At 75.2% G+C, this 17,826-nt stretch carries 19 protein-coding genes and 1 riboswitch; of the genes, 12 read left to right on the top strand and 7 right to left on the bottom strand.

The features are described 5' to 3' along the window. Nucleotides 1-15: 15 nt before the first annotated feature. Nucleotides 16-591, bottom strand: coding sequence for a hypothetical protein (locus tag A4V12_RS21675; protein ID WP_234372281.1), 576 nt, complete (start codon nt 589-591; stop codon nt 16-18). Nucleotides 592-837: 246 nt separating this feature from the next. Beyond that, a riboswitch (cobalamin riboswitch) is annotated at nt 838-910 on the top strand. A gap of 134 nt (nt 911-1,044) precedes the next feature. Here A4V12_RS21675 and A4V12_RS21680 point away from each other — a divergent pair. The 6 genes from A4V12_RS21680 to A4V12_RS21705 all read left to right on the top strand — a co-directional run bounded on the left by A4V12_RS21680 (nt 1,045) and on the right by A4V12_RS21705 (nt 7,344). Beyond that, nucleotides 1,045-2,325, top strand: coding sequence for a prenyltransferase/squalene oxidase repeat-containing protein (locus A4V12_RS21680; RefSeq protein ID WP_064071078.1), 1,281 nt, complete (start codon nt 1,045-1,047; stop codon nt 2,323-2,325). Beyond that, complete coding sequence (locus A4V12_RS21685; RefSeq protein WP_064071079.1) at nt 2,322-2,996, top strand: SCO2322 family protein; 675 nt, start codon at nt 2,322-2,324, stop codon at nt 2,994-2,996. The genes A4V12_RS21680 and A4V12_RS21685 overlap by 4 nt, the downstream gene beginning before the upstream one ends. Then, the gene (locus A4V12_RS21690; protein WP_234372282.1) at nt 2,993-4,078 is read left to right on the top strand and encodes an energy-coupling factor transporter transmembrane component T; all 1,086 of its coding nucleotides are present in this window, start codon (nt 2,993-2,995) and stop codon (nt 4,076-4,078) included. Before A4V12_RS21685 ends, A4V12_RS21690 begins: the two co-directional genes overlap by 4 nt. Further along, a complete protein-coding gene (locus tag A4V12_RS21695) occupies nt 4,075-5,805 on the top strand; it encodes an ABC transporter ATP-binding protein (protein ID WP_064071081.1) in 1,731 nt (576 codons plus the stop codon). Before A4V12_RS21690 ends, A4V12_RS21695 begins: the two co-directional genes overlap by 4 nt. Continuing rightward, complete coding sequence (locus A4V12_RS21700; protein WP_079137238.1) at nt 5,802-6,734, top strand: ECF transporter S component; 933 nt, start codon at nt 5,802-5,804, stop codon at nt 6,732-6,734. Before A4V12_RS21695 ends, A4V12_RS21700 begins: the two co-directional genes overlap by 4 nt. 208 nt (nt 6,735-6,942) lie before the next feature. Further along, a complete protein-coding gene (locus A4V12_RS21705; RefSeq protein WP_064071082.1) occupies nt 6,943-7,344 on the top strand; it encodes a transglycosylase SLT domain-containing protein in 402 nt (133 codons plus the stop codon). Nucleotides 7,345-7,446: 102 nt separating this feature from the next. Here A4V12_RS21705 and A4V12_RS21710 read toward each other — a convergent pair whose 3' ends face one another. Then, on the bottom strand, nt 7,447-7,785 hold the full coding sequence (locus A4V12_RS21710; RefSeq protein ID WP_064071083.1) for a hypothetical protein: 339 nt from the start codon (nt 7,783-7,785) through the stop codon (nt 7,447-7,449). Nucleotides 7,786-7,954: 169 nt separating this feature from the next. On the opposite strand from A4V12_RS21710, the gene A4V12_RS21715 reads away from it, so the two are divergent. After that, nucleotides 7,955-8,647, top strand: coding sequence for a pyridoxamine 5'-phosphate oxidase family protein (locus A4V12_RS21715; protein WP_064071084.1), 693 nt, complete (start codon nt 7,955-7,957; stop codon nt 8,645-8,647). A 53-nt stretch (nt 8,648-8,700) separates the two neighbouring features. Beyond that, nucleotides 8,701-9,369, top strand: coding sequence for an O-methyltransferase (locus tag A4V12_RS21720; RefSeq protein ID WP_064071085.1), 669 nt, complete (start codon nt 8,701-8,703; stop codon nt 9,367-9,369). 7 nt (nt 9,370-9,376) lie between these two features. Here A4V12_RS21720 and A4V12_RS21725 read toward each other — a convergent pair whose 3' ends face one another. Both A4V12_RS21725 and A4V12_RS21730 read right to left on the bottom strand, forming a co-directional pair. Then, nucleotides 9,377-10,111: a hypothetical protein gene (locus A4V12_RS21725; protein WP_079137239.1), complete on the bottom strand. Its 735-nt coding sequence runs from the start codon at nt 10,109-10,111 to the stop codon at nt 9,377-9,379. Then, a complete protein-coding gene (locus A4V12_RS21730; RefSeq protein ID WP_064071086.1) occupies nt 10,111-10,752 on the bottom strand; it encodes a hypothetical protein in 642 nt (213 codons plus the stop codon). The genes A4V12_RS21725 and A4V12_RS21730 overlap by 1 nt, the downstream gene beginning before the upstream one ends. Before the next feature lie 107 nt (nt 10,753-10,859). Between A4V12_RS21730 and A4V12_RS21735 the strand changes: the two genes are divergently transcribed. Beyond that, entirely contained in the window at nt 10,860-11,369 is a 510-nt protein-coding gene (locus A4V12_RS21735) for a GNAT family N-acetyltransferase (RefSeq protein ID WP_064071087.1), read from the top strand. Here the strand turns inward: A4V12_RS21735 and A4V12_RS21740 are convergent. After that, entirely contained in the window at nt 11,366-13,414 is a 2,049-nt protein-coding gene (locus A4V12_RS21740) for an MFS transporter (protein WP_064071088.1), read from the bottom strand. The genes A4V12_RS21735 and A4V12_RS21740 overlap by 4 nt on opposite strands. A 199-nt stretch (nt 13,415-13,613) precedes the next feature. Here A4V12_RS21740 and A4V12_RS21745 point away from each other — a divergent pair, with 199 nt between their 5' ends. Next, nucleotides 13,614-14,531, top strand: a complete 918-nt coding sequence (locus A4V12_RS21745) for a peptidoglycan-binding domain-containing protein (protein ID WP_159028908.1) — start codon at nt 13,614-13,616, stop codon at nt 14,529-14,531. A gap of 191 nt (nt 14,532-14,722) precedes the next feature. Further along, nucleotides 14,723-15,391, top strand: coding sequence for an HAD-IA family hydrolase (locus A4V12_RS21750; RefSeq protein ID WP_064071090.1), 669 nt, complete (start codon nt 14,723-14,725; stop codon nt 15,389-15,391). Nucleotides 15,392-15,408: 17 nt separating this feature from the next. Here the strand turns inward: A4V12_RS21750 and A4V12_RS21755 are convergent, their stop codons facing one another. Both A4V12_RS21755 and A4V12_RS21760 read right to left on the bottom strand, forming a co-directional pair. Beyond that, nucleotides 15,409-15,993: a TMEM165/GDT1 family protein gene (locus A4V12_RS21755; RefSeq protein ID WP_064071091.1), complete on the bottom strand. Its 585-nt coding sequence runs from the start codon at nt 15,991-15,993 to the stop codon at nt 15,409-15,411. 233 nt (nt 15,994-16,226) lie between these two features. Then, a complete protein-coding gene (locus A4V12_RS21760) occupies nt 16,227-16,970 on the bottom strand; it encodes an ABC transporter permease (RefSeq protein ID WP_064071092.1) in 744 nt (247 codons plus the stop codon). A gap of 189 nt (nt 16,971-17,159) precedes the next feature. Between A4V12_RS21760 and A4V12_RS21765 the strand changes: the two genes are divergently transcribed. Next, nucleotides 17,160-17,804: an HNH endonuclease family protein gene (locus tag A4V12_RS21765; protein ID WP_064071093.1), complete on the top strand. Its 645-nt coding sequence runs from the start codon at nt 17,160-17,162 to the stop codon at nt 17,802-17,804. The last annotated feature ends 22 nt before the right edge of the window (nt 17,805-17,826 follow it).

Genomic DNA, 17,826 nt, shown 5'->3' on the forward strand with positions numbered 1-17,826 from the left:
CTTTGCGGACACGACCTAGCGGGCGTTCTTGTTCTTCTCCAGGTCCTCCTGGAACAGCTTCTGGCAGCCGGGCCCGTTGTCGGTGGCGATGAAGGAGACCACCAGGAAGCCGTCCTGGCTGTGGTGGCCGGCCTTGACCGTCCAGCCGCTCTTGTCGAGCGACGTGATGACGGCGCCCTTCCGGTCGATCGTCGGCGACCGCTTCCACCCGCCCTCGGCGAGCGCCGCGACCGTGTCGTCGTAGGACTTCCGGGAGTCGGCGGCCTTCTCGTCGTCGACCTGCCAGGAGACCATGCAGGACCTGAGGGCCGGGGGGACGTCGTCGGAGGGTTCCTCGGTGAAGCCCGCCGCCGTCGCCGCGGCCGCGATCTCCCGGGTGACCGCCGCGGCGTCCAGGCCGCCTCCGGCCTGCGCCCCGGCTCCCGCGCCCGCCGGGGCCGTGGTGCCGGGCGGGGGCGCGGGGGTGCCCGTCCCCTCGCCGGAACCGCCGCCGCAGCCCGCGACCAGCAGCACCACACCGGCGGCCGCGGCCGCCCTCGTCCAGGCCCTCGCCCTCGCTCGAGCGGGGGATACGCCAATCGCCTCGCGCACAGCTGTCCCAATCCTGCGTCCCACGCGGGCCCCGTGCCCCCGTGATCAGGTGTGCAGCTTCGCACGAGGGGGCGGGCCGAACCGTGCAACGACGGGCTCCGCGCGCCGCCCCTCCGTCCACCCTCCCCCGGGCGGACGGACCGGGTCGCCCGCCGTCCCGCCGGGCCCCGCCACCGTGACGTACGTCGCGTCCGGCCCGCCGTGACCCGCCGGTAGAGTGAGCCCGTCGTCATCATGCGCGTACGGGGGGAAGCCGGTGCAAATCCGGCGCTGACCACGCAGCCGTGAGACCGCCCCTCGGCGGTGAGCCGGAATGCCCCGTGCGCGTACGTGTTCGGCTCGTGCCGCCGGGACCCAGCGCCCGGTGGCCGGCACCGTCGAGGAATACGGAGCCGGAGCCTGGTGCCTCTCGCGTGCCGGTCCCGGTTCCCGCAGGAGAGGCCACCCCCAGCCATGACCACCGTTCGCGTACGCCACGGAGCCGCCGCGCTCGCCGCGGCCGCCGTCCTGCTGTCGGGCGGTTCCCCGGCCGCCCACGCGGCGCCGTCGCCGGCCCCCTCCCCCACGCTCCCCGCCGGCCTGTACGGCACGAAGGACCCGACCTACGACGGCGTGTGGCGGCAGTCGCTCGCCTTCATGGCCCAGCAGGTGGCCGGCGTCGAACCCCACCGCAAGGCGGTGGACTGGCTGCTCGACCAGCAGTGCGACAGCGGCGGCTTCGCCTCCTACCGCCCCGACCCGGCGAAGACCTGCGACCCGAAGACGCTGCTGGACACCAACGCCACCGCCGTCGCCGTCCAGGCCCTGTCGGGCGTCGACAAGCCCGACGCGGCCGAGCCCGGGACCGACCGGGTCAGCAAGGCCATGGGCGCCGGCGCCGCGTGGCTCAAGGGCGTCCAGAACGAGGACGGCGGCTGGGGCTACAACCCCGGCTCGCCCAGCGACGCGAACTCCACGTCCATCGTCGTGAGCGCCCTCGCCGCGACCGGCCACCGGCCCGGCGACATCACGTCGAAGAAAGGCCGTACGCCCTACGACGCGCTCCTGCGCCTCGCGATCCCCTGCGACGCCAAGGCGGGCGCGGGCGCCTTCGCCTACCAGCCCGACGCCAAGACCGGCGCGCTGGTCGCGAACGGCGACGCCACCGCCGCCGCCGTCCTCGCCGGGCTCGGCAAGGACCTCCAGACGCGGGGCGCCGAACCGGAGCAGAAGCCGACCTGCGTGACCCCGGCCGAACCGACCGCCGAGCGCGCCGCCCGCAACGGCGCCGCCTACCTGGCCACCGCCCTCGCCCGGAGCGGTCACCTCGACCTGCCGCCCATGCCGGGCGCCGCCGCCACCGCCCCGCAGCCCGACTTCGGCAACACCGCCGACGCGGTCGTCGCCCTCGGCGCGGCCGGGCACGGCGACAAGGCGGCGGGCGCCGTGGCGTGGCTGAAGAAGAACTCCGCCGCCTGGGCGCAGGAGAGCGGCCCGGCGGCCTGGGCCCAGCTGATCCTCGCCGCGCACACGGTGGGTGCCGACGTCCGCGACTTCGGCGGCGTCGACCTCGTGCAGCGGCTGAACGCGACCGGTCCGGCGCCGCAGTCGGTGCCCCTGGAGGAGAAGGCGGAGCAGCAGGAGGCCGAGGAGGAGCCCGGCTTCGACGTCTGGCTGGTCGTCGCCATCTTCCTGGTGGCCGGCATGGGCATCGGCTTCCTGCTCAGCGGCCGCAAGCGGAACCGGCAGCTGTGACGCGCGCCAGGTTCCCGGCGCTGCTCCTCGCGGTCTGCGCCCTGCTGCTCGGCCTGCCCGGCACGGCGGAGGCGGCCGGCTACCGCTACTGGTCGTTCTGGCAGGCCGACGGCCGGGCCGGATGGACGTACGCCACCCAGGGACCGGCCACCGCCCGGCCCGCCGACGGTGACGTCAACGGCTACCGGTTCGCCGTGAGCGCCGACTCCCAGGACGCCGCACGGCCCCGCCGCGCCCCCGACTTCGCCGCGGTCTGCGGGAAGGCCCCCGCCGCCGACGGCACCAAGCGGGTCGCCCTCGTCATCGACTTCGGCACGGCGGCCGACGCGCCGGCGGACGGCGGCACGCCGCCCGCGCCGCGCGAGGCGTGCGCGCGGGTGCGCGCCGACGCGACCGCCGCCGAGGTGCTCGCGACGGTCGCGAAGCCGCTGCGGTACGACAACCAGGCGCTGCTGTGCGCGATCACCGGGTACCCGAGGACCGGCTGCGGGGAGCAGGTGTCGGCGGACACCGGAGGGACGGACCCGGCCGGTTCCGCGTCCCCGTCGCCGGGGCCGCGCCCCGTGATGGACCTCGAACCCGGGCCGTCCGTCGGGACGGTGGCCGGGGTGGCCGCCGTCGTCGTCCTGGGCGCCGCCGCCGTGTGGCAGGCCCGCCGCCGACGCCGGTGAACCTGCGCGCTCCCGAGGCGAACCGCTCCAACGCCGTGCACGCGGGCGCCTGGTGGCTGTGGGCCCTCGGCCTGGCCGTCGCGGCGTCCCGCACGACCAACCCCCTGCTGCTGGGCCTGCTGGTCGGCGTGGCCGGGTTCGTGGTGGCCGCCCGCCGCACGGACGCGCCATGGGCCCGCTCGTACGGGGCGTTCGTGAAACTGGGCCTGGCGGTCCTGGTGGTCCGGCTGGTCTTCTCGGTGCTCCTCGGCTCTCCCATCCCCGGTACGCACCTGCTGGTCACGCTGCCCGAAGTGCCGCTGCCCGACTGGGCGCAGGGCGTGCGGATCGGGGGCCGGGTGACGGCCGAGCAACTGGTGTTCGCGCTGTACGACGGGGCGAAGCTGGCCACGCTGCTGATCTGCGTGGGCGCCGCCAACGCGCTCGCCAACCCGGCGCGGCTGCTGAAGTCGCTGCCGGGCGCGCTGTACGAGGTGGGGGTCGCCGTGGTCGTCGCGATGACGTTCGCGCCGAACATGGTCGCCGACGTGGGGCGGTTGCGGACCGCCCGGCGGCTGCGCGGCCGGCCCGCGGGCGGTGTGAAGGGGGTGCTCCAGGTGGGGCTGCCGGTGCTGGAGGGCGCGCTGGAGCGGTCGGTGGCGGTCGCCGCGTCGATGGACGCGCGCGGGTACGGGCGTACCGCCCCGGTGCCGCGCGCGGTACGGCACGCCACGACGGTGCTGACGCTGGGCGGCCTGCTGTGCGTGTGCGTCGGCGGGTACGGGCTGCTGGCCGCGTCGGGGGGCTCGTACGCGGTGCCCCTGGTCGCGGCGGGGGTGGCCATGGCGCTGGCGGGGTTGCGGCTGGGCGGCCGCCGGTCGGTGCGCACCCGTTACCGCCCCGACCGGTGGGACGCGCGGTCCTGGCTGGTGGCGGGGTCGGGGGCGGCGGTCGCCGCGCTGGTGGTCGCCGCCGACGCGGCCGCGCTGCACCCGGGCGTCGTCCCGCTCGCCGCGCCCGAGCTGCCGCTGTGGCCGGCGCTCTCCGTCCTCGTGGGCCTGCTGCCCGCGTTCGTGGCCCCGCTGCCGAAGGAGTCCATGTGATCCGGTTCGAGAACGTGACGGTGACGTACGCCGACGCCGGCGCGCCCACGCTGGCGGGCGTCGACCTGACCGTCCCCGAGGGGGAGCTGGTGCTGCTGGTGGGCCCGTCCGGGGTGGGCAAGTCGACGCTGCTGAACGCGGTGTCGGGCCTGGTCCCGCACTTCACGGGCGGCACCCTGCGCGGCCGGGTCACCGTCGGCGGCCGGGACACCCGCACCCACCGGCCGCGTGAGCTGGCGGACGTGGTCGGCACCGTGGGCCAGGACCCGCTCGCGCACTTCGTCACCGACACGGTGGAGGACGAGCTGGCGTACGGGATGGAGTCGCTGGGGCTCGCCCCCGCGGTGATGCGGCGCCGGATGGAGGAGACGCTCGACCTGCTGGGCCTGGCCGCGCTGCGCGAGCGCCCGATCGCCACGCTGTCGGGGGGCCAGCAGCAGCGGGTGGCGATCGGGTCGGTGCTGACCCCGCACCCGAAGGTGCTGGTGCTCGACGAGCCGACGTCGGCGCTCGACCCGGCGGCGGCGGAGGAGGTCCTCGCGGTCCTCCAGCGGCTCGTGCACGACCTGGGCACCACGGTGCTGATGGCCGAGCACCGCCTGGAGCGGGTGGTGCAGTACGCCGACCGGGTGGCCCTGCTGCCGGCGCCGGGCGCCCCGGTGGTCGTCGGCCCGCCCGCCGAGGTCATGGCGGTGTCGCCGGTGCACCCCCCGGTGGTCGCCCTGGGCCGGCTGGCGGGCTGGGACCCGCTGCCGCTGTCGGTACGGGACGCCCGGCGCCGGGCGGGCGGGCTGCGGGACCGGCTGGCGGGGCGCACGCCCCCGCCCGGCCCCGCCACCGCGCCCGCGTCCGCCGCGCCTGCTTCCGGCGCTCCCGGGGACGGCCCGCGGCGCGCCGGGGCCGCGCGGTCCGGGGTGCGGGCGGTGCTGGAGCGGCTGGTGCGCGGCGGGGTCACGCCGCCCGCCCCCGCCGCCGCGCCGGCGGTGGCCGAGGCCCGCGGCCTTGCCGTGCGGCGCGGCAGGGTCGAGGCGCTGCGGGACGTGGACCTGGTGGTGCGCGCGGGCGAGACGGTGGCGCTCATGGGGCGCAACGGCGCCGGCAAGTCGACCCTGCTCGGCACGCTGGTCGGGCTGGTCGAGCCGGCGTCGGGCAGCGTGCTGGCGGGCGGCCGGGTGCCGCACCGCACGCCGCCGCGCGAGCTGGTCCGGCACGTGGGGCTGGTCCCGCAGGAGCCGCGCGACCTGCTGTACGCCGACACCGTGGCGGCCGAGTGCGCGGCGGCCGACGCCGACGCGGGCGCCGCGCCGGGGGCGTGCCGGGCCCTGGTGTCCGAGCTGCTGCCCGGGGTGGCGGACGGCACCCACCCCCGCGACCTGTCGGAGGGGCAGCGGCTGGCGCTGGCCCTGGCGGTGGTCCTGACGGCGCGGCCCCCGCTGCTGCTGCTGGACGAGCCGACCCGGGGGCTGGACTACGCCGCCAAGGCCCGGCTGGCCGGTGTCCTGCGCGGGCTGGCCGCCGAGGGGCACGCCATCGTCATGGCGACGCACGACGTGGAGCTGGCGGCCGAACTGGCGCACCGGGTGGTGATCCTCGCCGACGGGGAGGTCGTCGCGGACGGGCCGACCCACGAGGTGGTCGTCTCCTCGCCCGCCTTCGCCCCGCAGGTGGCGAAGGTCCTGGCCCCGCAGCCGTGGCTGACCGTGCCGCAGGTGGAGGCGGCCCTGTGAGCGCCGCCCGCCCGGTGCGCCTGGGGCCCCGGTCGGTGGCCGCGCTCGTGCTGATCAGCGCGATCGGGGTGGTCGCCTTCGGCTGGCCGCTGCTGGCGGACGGCACGTCCGTGCTGGCGGGCCGGTCGCAGGACGCCCCGTGGCTGCTGGCCGTGGTCCTGCCGCTGCTGGTGGCCGTGGTGGTGGCGACGATCGCCGACTGCGGCATGGACGCCAAGGCGGTGGCGATGCTGGGCGTGCTGGCGGCGGTCGGGGCGGCGCTGCGCCCGCTGGGCGCCGGCACGGCGGGCCTGGAGCCGATGTTCTTCCTGATGGTGCTGAGCGGCCGGGTCCTCGGCCCCGGGTTCGGGTTCGTGCTGGGCGCGGTGACGATGTTCGCGTCGGCGCTGCTGACCGGCGGGGTGGGCCCGTGGATGCCGTTCCAGATGCTGTCGATGGGCTGGTTCACCATGGGCGCGGGCCTGCTGCCGGGGCCGGTGGCGCTGCGGGGCCGGGGCGAGCTGCTGATGCTGTCGGCGTACGGGGCGGTGGCGGCGTTCGCGTACGGGACGGTGATGAACCTCCAGGGGTGGGTGACCCTCCAGGGCATGGGCAGCGGCATCTCCTTCCGGCCCGGCGATCCGGTGCACGAGAACCTGGTCCGGTTCCTGGCGTACTGCGCGGCGACGTCGCTCGGCTGGGACCTGGGGCGCGCGGTACTCACCGTCGTCCTGATGATGACCATCGGATCCACGGTTCTGAAGGCCCTGCGACGGGCCACCCGCCGGGCCGCCTTCGAGGCCCAGGTCACATTCGAAGGCGCCGGCGGGGCCGTTCCGGAGCCCTCAGGGGTGAGGCGCCCCACAGGACCCATGTCACATACGAACGACGATAGTGGGACAGAACGGACAGCCGGAGGGCCCGGGGCCTCCCGTGGCGACGTGCACTGATCGCCCTCGGCGGGCGGGGCGACCTTCGGCCCGGTCTCCGGTGCCGGGTAGTAACAGGGCTCCTTGCCGCGGCCCGACCGCCCTGCTTCTCTGGTGATGTCGCCGGGCGCCGCTCGCATCGCAGCGCCCCTGGCAGCCTCCTCCCCCGCCCCCGGCGTGGTTCCGGCATGCCTGTGCGACTCCCCCGTCCCCGACGTTAGGTCGCCACGTGTTCCGCTCGCTCGTCAGCCGTTTCTCCGCCCGTCCCAAGTCCGTCGCCGCCGGCGCCGCCGTGCTGCTCGGTGCCACCGGCGCCGTGCTGGGCACGACCGCCCCCGCCTCGGCCGCCTCAGCGCAGGACATCGCGAAGAAGATGGTCCCGGCGGGCCAGTACCAGTGCTTCAGCAAGATCGTGGAGCACGAGTCCGGCTGGAACCCGACCGCCACGAACGCCTCGTCCGGCGCCTACGGCCTGGTGCAGGCCCTGCCGGCCACCAAGATGTCGTCGGCCGGCTCGGACTGGAAGACCAACCCCGCCACGCAGATCGAGTGGGGCCTGGACTACATGAACGACCGCTACGGCAGCCCGTGCGGCGCGTGGAACTTCTGGCAGTCCAACGGCTGGTACTGAGCCGTCCCGCACGAACGGCACGAGGCCCCGGTGAACGACGTTCACCGGGGCCTTCCCGCGTCCGCGCTCCCGCGCCGACCTGCCGCCGTCCCGCCACTGCCGTCAGAGCGGCGGTCCGGCGCACACCAGGACGGTGAGGGCGACGAGCAGGGCCAGGGGGCCGAGCAGCGCGTACCGGGCGCAGCGGGCGAGGCGGCGGACCCCCGGCGCGCGGTGGAGGGGCAGCACCAGGGCCGCGATCAGCCCGGCCTGGAGCAGGGCCGCCCTGCCCATGGGCCCGAGCGCCTCCAGGGGCTGTGCCCAGGCGAGGGCCAGCGCGCCCAGCAGGAGGACGGGGCCGAGCACGACGAGTGCCGTGCAGCCCCAGAAGAGCAGGGCGAGGACGACGCAGGCCGGCCGGTCGGCCAGGTCGCGGGGTTCGACGTTCCGGGTGACGTTCACACCTCGATCCTGCGGCCGCGACCGGCCGGTGGCCTGAGTGCGGCTACTCAATCGGCGGCCCGCCGCCTACTCATCGCGGCGGCCACATCCTGAGACCTTGCTTGATCATCGCGATCCGCCCCTGGGAGGGTGGCCGCGACCGGCACGGAACGAGGCAGCGGGGGGACGTATGCACGCGGAAGGACCGGACGAGCGGCGCGAGGAGCGCCTGGAGGTCACCGACCGGACCCGTCACCGGCGTCTGCGGGAGAAGGGCAGCACCCTGCGGTCCGACCTCGACGACGTGCTGCGCGCCGGGTTCGTCTGCCACCTGGCGGTCGTGGTCGACGGGACGCCCCTCGCCGTACCGACCGTCTACGGCGTGGACTTCGACACCCGGGTGCTCTATCTGCACGGTTCCGTCGCCAGCCGCAGTCTCGTCCAGTCGCCCGGCGCCCAGGTGTGCGTCACCGTCACCCACGTCGACGGGCTCGTCCTCGCCCGGTCCGTCTTCGAGCACGGCGTCAACTACCGCTGCGCCATGGTGCTGGGCACCCCGCGCCGCGTCACCGACCGCGAGGAGCTGCTGCACGGGCTGCGCGTCCTGACCGAGCAGTGCGCGCCGGGGCAGTGGGAGTACGCCCGTTCGCCCAGCAGGAAGGAGCTGGCGGCCACCTCGCTGCTGGCCCTTCCGCTCGACGAGGCGTCCGTCAAGACGTCGGCGGGCCCGCCGGACGACGGGGAGGGACCGGACGCCGCGTCGGGGGTGTGGGCCGGGGTGCTCCCGTACCGGCCCGTCTTCGGCGCGCCCGAGCCCGACCCGCTGCTCCCGGCCGGCACACCGGTGCCTGCCCACATCGCCGCCCTCGCCGGACGCCGGTGACACGGCCAAATATGACGGTCCGGCGTGCGGTGGCGTGACGTACGTTCGGCGGCATGAGCCAAGAACGCTGGACCGCCGTGGACGACTACCTCACCGACATGCTGGCGCCCGCCGACGAGGCACTGGCCGCCGCGCTCGCCGACAGTGACGCGGCGGGCCTGCCGGCGATCGCCGTGTCACCGCCCCAGGGCAAGTTCCTGCACCTGCTCGCCCGGGTGCAGGGCGCCCGGACGATCCTGGAGATCGGCACGCTCGGTGGCTACAGCACCATGTGGCTGGCCCGGGCGCTCCCGGACGACGGCAGGCTGATCTCGCTGGAGTACGACCCCGCCCACGCGGACGTGGCCCGCGCGAACCTCGCGCGGGCCGGCCTGGACAAGGTGGCCGAGGTGCGGACCGGCGCGGCCCTGGACACGCTGCCGGTACTGGCCCGGGAGGGCGCCGGCCCCTTCGACCTGGTCTTCATCGACGCCGACAAGCCGAACAACCCGGGGTACCTGGAGTGGGCGCTGCGGCTCACCCGGCCGGGCAGCCTGGTGGTCGTCGACAACGTGGTGCGCGGCGGCGCGATCACCGACGAGTCCTCGACGGACCCGGCGGTGACCGCGACGCGCGAGCTGTTCGACCTGGTCGCGCGTGACCCCCGGCTGGACGCGACGGCCCTCCAGATGGTCGGCGGCAAGGGCTACGACGGGATGCTGCTGGCCCGCGTGGCGGCCTGACCGCCCGTCACACGCGCAGCAGGCGCTCGGCCATGGCGCGGTACGCCTGGAGCGTGACGCGCAGCCGCTCGGTGTCGGGCTCCTGGTCGTCGTCGTGTCCGTCCCGCCCGTCCCAGTCGGCGCGCAGGGCACGCCGGTGGTCGGCCAGGGCGGCCGTGAGCTCGTCGGCCGCCGCGTCCAGCACGTCGGCGGCCTCCTTCACGGACCGGTGCGGGCTGTCGACGAACCCGCTGAGCGCCTGCTGCATGCGCCGGGCGAGTTCCTCCCGGGTGCCGTCCGGCACCAGCGGCGCGGACACCCCGGCGACGTCGCCCGTGCCGGGGGTCCTCCCGCGGGCACCGGCCGGCGGCCCGTCGGGCCCGCCGTCACCGGTGCGGTCACCGGTGCGCGTTCCGGTGGGGTCCCCGGTGCCCGTCGTGGCGGGGGCGGTGCCCGCTCCGGCGGTGGCGGGGGTCTCGGGGGCGGCGGTGGGCGCGGGTGCGCCCGTCGCGGGACCGGTGGCCGCGGGGCCGGGCCGACCCGTCGCGGCCGGGGCGCCGGGCGTCTGCGGGGCGCCCGGCGTGTGCGGGGCGCCGGGAGCGTGGCCGGGGGGTGTCGCGGTGCCCTCCGCGGGCGTCCCTGGCCGGGCGGCGGCTTCGTTCAGCGGGGCGACGCGGTACGGCGTACCCGTCGCGGTACCGGGGGCGTTGGCCCCGTACGGGTCGGTGTGACCGTGCCTCGGGTCCTGCTGCTGCGGGGTCATCAGGCGCCACTTCCCTTCGGCCACGGCGCGTGGACCCGCCGGCCGCGCTCGGCCTGCCGGCGCGGGGCGTGCCGGGCGTGGTCCTCGGAGTGTTCGGTGACGAGCCGCTCGAACAGCCGCCGCGCCTCGACCATCGCCGCGCGCAGCTCCTCGGTGCCCATGTGCGGGTCGCGGCCGTCCATGTGGGCGGTGCGGTGCACCCGGCGGTAGCCGTCGACGTGCTCGGCGTGGTGCACGGACAGCGCGGCGACCTGCTCCTCGTACGCGGAGGCCGCCGGGAAGCCGCGGTCCTCGGCCAGCCTGGCCAGCAGCCGGTCCGCCTCGGACACCGCCTGGCGCGGCGCGTCGACGAACTGCTCCTGCAGGCCCGCCCAGAGGGCCACGTACCGCTCGCGGGCCTCACGGGACAGCGGCTGCGGCCGCAGGTCGCCGTGGAGCCGGACGCGCTCGGCGAGTTCTCGTTCCGCGGCCTTGGTGTCTCCGTCGTGCCGGGCGACGGTCCGCTCGTACTCCGGGCCGAACCGCCGCTTCAAGCCGCGCCCGCGCCGGCCTCCCGCCCTGCCCGGCCCGGCGTACAGGACCGCGGCGACGACGGCGACGAAGACGACGACCAATGCGACGACGATCAGGACAGTTGACATGACTGTCTTCCCTCGATCCAGGGGTCGGGGTCTCTTCGTGTCTGCTCGACCGCCGTGTTGCCGCTAAATCGTTGGCCAAACGACGGGCGCTCGGATAGAGACGCCCCATGACGCGTACCGACTGGACCATCCGCCCCGAGCGTTACGACACGCCGGACGCCACCGCGTTGCGCCGCGACTACTACGACGACGTCGCGAGCCGCTACTGGCGGCGTCCGGCGACGGCGGCGGAGATCGACGAAGGGCTCACCGGCGACGGCGTGGAGCAACTGACGCCGCCGACCGGCCAGTTCCTCGTCGGCCGGGTGGACGGGCGGCCCGCCGCCTGCGGCGGGGTGGTGCTGCTCGACGGTGAACGGGCCGAGCTGACCCGGGTCTTCGTCCGGCACGCCTTCCGCGGCACCGGCGGCGCGGCCCTGCTGCTGGAGGCCCTGGAGTCGGCCGCCGCCGCGCTGGGCGCCCGGCGCATGGTGCTCAACACCCGGCTGGACCTGGTGGAGGCGCGCGCCCTGTACGTCCGCGGCGGCTACCGCGAGATCCCGGCGTACTGCGAGGGCCCGTACATGGAGATCTGGTACGGCAAGGAGCTGCGGGCCGCGTCCCGGGCCGCCGGCTAGCGCGCGTGGTTGCGGCGCACCTCCACGGAGCGCGGCCGTTCCCGCCGGGAGCCGCACAGCTCGGCCGTCAGCTCCTCGACCAGCTGCACCAGGTCGGTCGGCCGCTCCGGGCCCCACCAGTCGCCCAGCAGCTCCGCGAGGGACTCCTCCCGGGCGTGCGCCAGCCGCGCGGCGACCTCCACGCCCTGTTCGGTCAGCATCAGTTGCAGGCCCTCGCGGCGCACCAGCCGCCGTTCCTCCAGCTGCCGGGCCGCCTGGGTGATGAAGCGCAGCGGCACGGGTGTGGTGTCGGCGAGCCGGCCGGGCTCCACGGTGCCGTGGCGGCGGACGCGCAGCAGCAGCCAGCTGGCGGCGGGAAGCAGGTCGAGCCCCGCGCGGGCGGTGATCTTCTCGTAGATCTCCTTGCGGCCCTCGCGGGAGCCGAGGACCGACAGGGCGCGGGCGCACTCGTCGTACGAGGAGCGTTCGACGGGGTTGGAGGCGACGGTCTGGCTGGGGTCGGGTGCGGTGACGGCGCCGCGCAGCCGGTCCTCCTTCAGCAGCAGGGCGAACAGGAAGGCGACGACGACGACGGGTGCGGCGTACAGGAAGACGTCGGTGATGGAGGTCGCGTACGCGTTCAGCACGGCGGGGCGCAGGTCGGGCGGGAGTGCGGCGATGGCGCGCGGGTCGGCGGCGAGCTGGTCGGCACCGGCGCCCGGCGGCAGCTCCCGGCCCTCCAGGGCCTCGGCCAGTTTGCCGGTGAGCCGGTTGGTGAAGACGGTGCCGAAGATGGCGACGCCGAAGGACGCGCCGATGGAGCGGAAGAAGGTGGCGCCGGAGGTGGCGACGCCGAGGTCCTCGTACGCCACGGCGTTCTGCACCACCAGGACCAGTACCTGCATGACGAGGCCGAGTCCGGCGCCGAAGACGAAGAAGTACAGGCTCATCTCCCAGTCGGAGCTGGACACCTCCATCCGGTGCAGGAGGACCAGGCCGAGGGCCGTGACGGCCGTGCCGAGGACGGGGAAGACCTTCCAGCGGCCGGTGCGGCTGACGATCTGGCCGGAGGCGGTCGAGGTGAGCAGCATGCCGAGCACCATCGGCAGCATGTGCACGCCGGACATGGTCGGGGTGACGCCCCGGACGACCTGGAGGAACGTCGGCAGGTAGGTCATCGCGCCGAACATCGCGAAGCCGACGACGAAGCTGATGACCGACACGAGGGTGAAGGTGCGGATCCGGAACAGCTTCAGCGGCAGCACCGGCTCGGCGGCCCGCCGTTCGACGCGCACGAACCAGACCAGCAGGACGGCGCCGAGGACGGCGAGCCCGATGATCTGCGGGGAGCCCCAGTCCCACGTCGTGCCGCCGAGGGACGCCACCAGGACGAGGCAGGCGGCGACGGAGGCGATGAGGAAGGTGCCGAGGTAGTCGATGGTGTGGCGGGCGGAGCGCACGGGGATGTGGAGCACGGCGGCGATGACGAAGAGCGCGACGACTCCGATGGGCAGGTTGATGTAGAAGACCCAGCGCCAGGAGAGGTGCTCGGTGAACAGGCCGCCCAGGAGCGGGCCGAGGATGCTGGTGGCGCCGAAGACGGCGCCGAACAGGCCCTGGTACTTGCCGCGCTCCCGCGGGGACACGAGGTCGCCGACGATGGCCATGGAGAGCACCATCAGGCCGCCGCCGCCCAGTCCCTGGACCGCGCGGAAGGCGATGAGCTGCGGCATGTTCTGCGCGACGCCGCACAGCGCGGAGCCGATGAGAAAGATGACGATGGCCGTCTGGAAGAGCTTCTTGCGGCCGTACTGGTCGCCGAGCTTGCCCCACAGCGGTGTGCCGGCGGTCGAGGCGAGCATGTACGCGGTGACGACCCACGACAGGTGGTCCATGCCGCCGAGTTCGCTGACGATGGTCGGCAGGGCGGTGGAGACGATGGTCTGGTCGAGTGCCGCGAGCAGCATGCCGAGCAGCAGGGCGCCGATGGCGACCAGGACGGTGCGCCGGTTCTGTCCCTGGCCCGGGGCGGGGCCGGTGGCCGGGGTGGTCACTTCCTGCGCCATGCTCTCTCCCTCGTCATCTCGCGGGCCGTCATCTCGCGGGCGGGCGGCGGGTCGGACGCGTACCCCTCGTTTCCTCATCCCATCCTGGGCGCTTCGTCCCGATACGGCCCGCCGAGCGGGGCGGTGGAAGCGGAGTGTGGTGCCGCACATGGCCCGGCGGGCTGCATAATCGCTCGCAGTTCAAGGGGAGGGGCCCACATTGACGGGACAGGTCTGTCCTGAGTGCGACGGCGACTGCGGGTGCGCCTCCACGGAGGAGACGCTGGGCATACGTCCGTACGTGCACCTGCGCGACGCCGGGTCCGGCTGGGGGCCGGAGCCGTCGGGCTGGGGCCCGGAGCCGTCCGGCGCCGCGGCGCCCGCGACGATGCCGCTGTACGTGCCGCTGGAGCCGGAGCTGGTGCCGCTGGAGACGGTGGGCCCGCCGCGCGGGGCACGGGCCGGGACGCGGGCGCAGGCCAGGGCCGAGGCGCGGTCCCGCAACCGTGCGCGCCGGCCGTACGCCGTGGTGGGCGCCGTGGCGGCGGTCGTCGCGGTCGTGGGCGCGGCGGGGTTCGCGGCCGGACTGTTCGGCGGGGACGGCGAGGCGGACCGGGTGCTGCCCGACCTGGCCCCGAGCACCCCGGCGTGGCCGAGCGGGAAGCCGGAAGGGCCGGCGGAGGCGTCCGGGTCGGCGTCGCCGTCGCGGTCGGGTTCCCCGTCCGCCTCCGCGTCGGCGTCCGCCTCGGCGTCGCCGTCCCCGACCTCGTCGCCCTCGGTGACGGCCTCCGCGTCCCTGGCCGTCGCCGCCCCGGCCCCCACGTCGGCCCCGGCCACGTCGAGCCGCCCGGGGAACCCGCCGCCCTCACCCGCCGGCAGCCGGGTGCCGAGCACGGAGCCGTCGCCCGAGGAGCCCGTCACGCTGCGGCGCGGCGACCGGGGGGCGGAGGTGATGGAGCTGCAGCACCGGCTGCGGGAGGCCGGTCTGTACGACGGGCCCATGAACGGCCGGTACAACGAGGACGTGGAGTGGGGCGTGGGCCAGTACCAGCAGGCCCGCGAGCTGTGGAGCGACGGCTGGGGCGTCTACGGGCCCGAGACGCGCCAGTGGCTGGAGTCGGAGACGACGGGCCGCTGACCGCTCCGGGCGCCCTCGCCCCCGCGAGGACACCGTCTCCGCCCCCTGTCGCCGTCAGGCGCCGGGGGGCGGACTGGCGTCCACGGGTTCGATTTTGTATCGTGGAGGAACAAAGTGGTCCCGCCCGTAAACCCTGACCGGCGGGCGGGCCACTTCGTGCCCCCGCCTCCCCCTCCCCGTGGAGACCGCCGATGCCGGCCGCCCCTTCCGTCCTGACCGCCCGGGCCCTCCTCCTCGACATGGACGGCACGCTCGTGAACTCGGACGCCGTCGTGGAGCGCTGCTGGAGCCGCTGGGCGGTCCGGCACGGACTGGACCCACGCGAGGCCCTCAAGGTCGTCCACGGCCGCCAGGGGTACGCCACCATGGCCGTCCTCCTGCCGGACCGCCCCATGGAGGAGAACCACGCCGACAACCGGGCCATGCTCGCGGAGGAGACCGCCGACCTGGACGGCGTCGTACCGATCGGCGGCGCGCCCGCCTTCATGGCCGCCGTCGCCGCACTCCCGCACGCCCTGGTCACCTCGGCCGACGAGCCGCTCGCCCGGGCCCGCATGGGCGCCGCCGGGCTGCGCATGCCCCGGGTGCGGGTGACCGCCGAGTGCGTGGGCGCCAGCAAGCCGGACCCGGAGGGCTTCCTGAAGGGCGCCGCCGAACTGGGCTTCGACCCGGCGGACTGCGTGGTGTTCGAGGACTCCGAGGCGGGCATCCTGGCCGGGCGCGCCGCCGGGATGCGGGTGGTGGGCGTCGGGCCGCGCGCGGGCGCGTTCGCCCCCGACGTCCACGTACCGGATCTGACGCACGTGCGCGTGGAGGCGGACCGCGCCGGTGACGCGATCCGCCTGCACGTCGACGCGTAGGCGTCAGCGCGTGGGCGTCACGCGGAGAGCGCCTCGTACAGGCTGAAGCCCGCCAGCGCCAGCATCAGGCAGGCGGCGATCCTGGTGATCAGGCGCAGCGGTACGTACTTCATGAGCGTCCGGCCGCCCAGGATGCCGATCCCGGCGACCGCCCAGAGGGCGAGCACGGCGCCGAGGCCCACGGAGAGCGGGTCGTCGTAACGGGCGGCGAGGTTCGCCGTCATGATCTGCGTGAGGTCGCCGAACTCGGCGACCAGGATCAGCATGAAGCCCGCCCCGGAGACCTTCCAGAAGGACTGGTCGGCCGGGGCCTTGATGTTCTCCTCGCCCTCGTCGCCCTTCTTCAGCAGCAGCACCGCCGCGCCGGCCAGGAACAGCACGCCGACCAGCGCCTGCACCAGCCGCTGCGGGAGGAGGGTCAGCACGCTTCCGGCGGCCACGGCCAGCACGACGTGCACGGCGAAGGCGGCGGCGACACCCGCGAAGACGTAGGACGCGCGGTACCGGGTGCCCAGCATGAGCCCGGCGAGAGCGGTCTTGTCGGGGAGTTCGGCGAGGAAGACGACGCCGAAGGTGATCGCCATGATCGTGAGGCTGAGCACGGGATGGGTTCCTCAATCGGTCGGGCCCCGCCGTACCGAGAAGAGGCGTCTCAGGGATCGCTCCGGCACGGCGGCGCCATGGATGGGGGCATGGCACTGCTGTTGCCGAAGGTCTCGCTGGCGCGCCCGCAGGCGTGCCTCCGGGCGCCGGCCGGGCGCGAGGCCCAGCAGTATGTCGACGTTCCGGCGAAGAGCTACTCCCCTTCTGCTCCGTCCAGGGTACGGGATCGGCGCTACCGCCCCTCGCGCCGGTGCAGCCGGCCCCGGGCGACCAGCTCCAGCACCGCCGCGACCGCCACGCCCTGCACGGCCATCAGCCCGACCAGCACGAACAGCTGCACGGACCCGGCCTCCACCGGTGACGCCCCGCCCAGCAGCATCCCGACGAACGCGCCCGGCAGCGTCACCAGCCCCACGGTCCGGGTCTGGTCGAGTCCCGGGAGCAGGGCGTCCGCCGCCGCGGGGCGGGCCACCTCCAGGCGCGCGTCGCGCTCCGGCAGACCGATCGCCAGCCCCGCCTCCACCTCGCCGTGCCGGGTGCCGAGCTCGTCGAGCGCGCGCCGCCCGCCGAGCACCGTCGCGGTGAGCGCCCCGCCGATGAGGATGCCGGCCACGGGGACCAGGGCGATGCCCTTCAGCGGCACCAGCCCGGTCAGCAGCAGCGCGCCGACGACCGGGACGACCCCGGCGGCGATGGGCACGGCCGCCCACCACCAGGTCCCGTTGGGCGTGACGCGGCGCCCGGCGGTGCGGACGGCGACCGCGTACATCAGCAGCAGGAAGGCGAGCAGCAGCGGTACGGAGCGGACCACCCAGCCGATGACCAGTGACACGGCGCCGAGCTGCACGGCGGCCCGCACCCCCGCGGTGACGATCTCCCGGGGCGCCCGGAGGTGGGCGAGCGCCGCGACGGTGGCGGCGACGGCGAGGAGGACGGCCAGAACGGCCGCGAACGTGGCATTGACGGGCAGCAGCACACGTCAACCCTAAAGCCGGACAAGGCAGGTGCCGGGACGTCAGAAACCGGGCACACCCCTTGATGTGACGTGCACATGTCGTCACTCTGTAACCCGGCGCACCCCCCGGGGCAACCTCGCGCCACCACGATGGCCGAGCAGCCCGACCGGGCAGCCGGCCACCGCCCCCACATTCCAAGGGAGTTACCCATGTCCGGTGTCTACGCGCGTCGAATAGCCGTCCTCGCCGCTTCCGCCGCCCTCACCGCCACCGGTGTCCTGGCCACCGCCCCCGCCGCCCAGGCAGCGCCGCCCACCCCGATCAGCGCCTCCACCGCCCGGACGTACCTCGGCCAGCTCACCGTGAGGGCGGAAGGTTCCTCCACGGGCTACAGCCGCGACCTGTTCCCGCACTGGAGCACCCAGTCCGGCACGTGCAACACCCGTGAAGTGGTCCTCAAGCGCGACGGCGTCAACGTCGTCCAGGACTCCGGCTGCGCGGCGGTCAGCGGAAGCTGGTACTCCGAGTACGACGGCGCCACCTGGTACGCGGCGGCGGACGTCGACATCGACCACGTCGTCGCCCTCTCCGAGGCCTGGCGCTCCGGCGCCAGCGGGTGGACCACCTCGCAGCGCCAGGCCTTCGCCAACGACCTCACCCGCCCGCAGCTCATCGCGGTCACCGACAACGTGAACCAGGCCAAGGGCGACCTCGACCCCGCCGAGTGGATGCCGTCGCGCACCGCGTACCGCTGTACCTACGCCCGCATGTGGGTGCACGTGAAGCACCACTGGAACCTCAGCGTGGACTCCGCCGAGAAGAGCGCCCTGCAGTCCCAGCTCAGCGGCTGCTGACCGGCCCGCCGGGTTCCTCACC

It is taken from the genome of Streptomyces noursei (assembly GCF_001646665.1).
GTDB classification, from domain to species: Bacteria; Actinomycetota; Actinomycetes; order Streptomycetales; family Streptomycetaceae; genus Streptomyces; species Streptomyces lavendulocolor.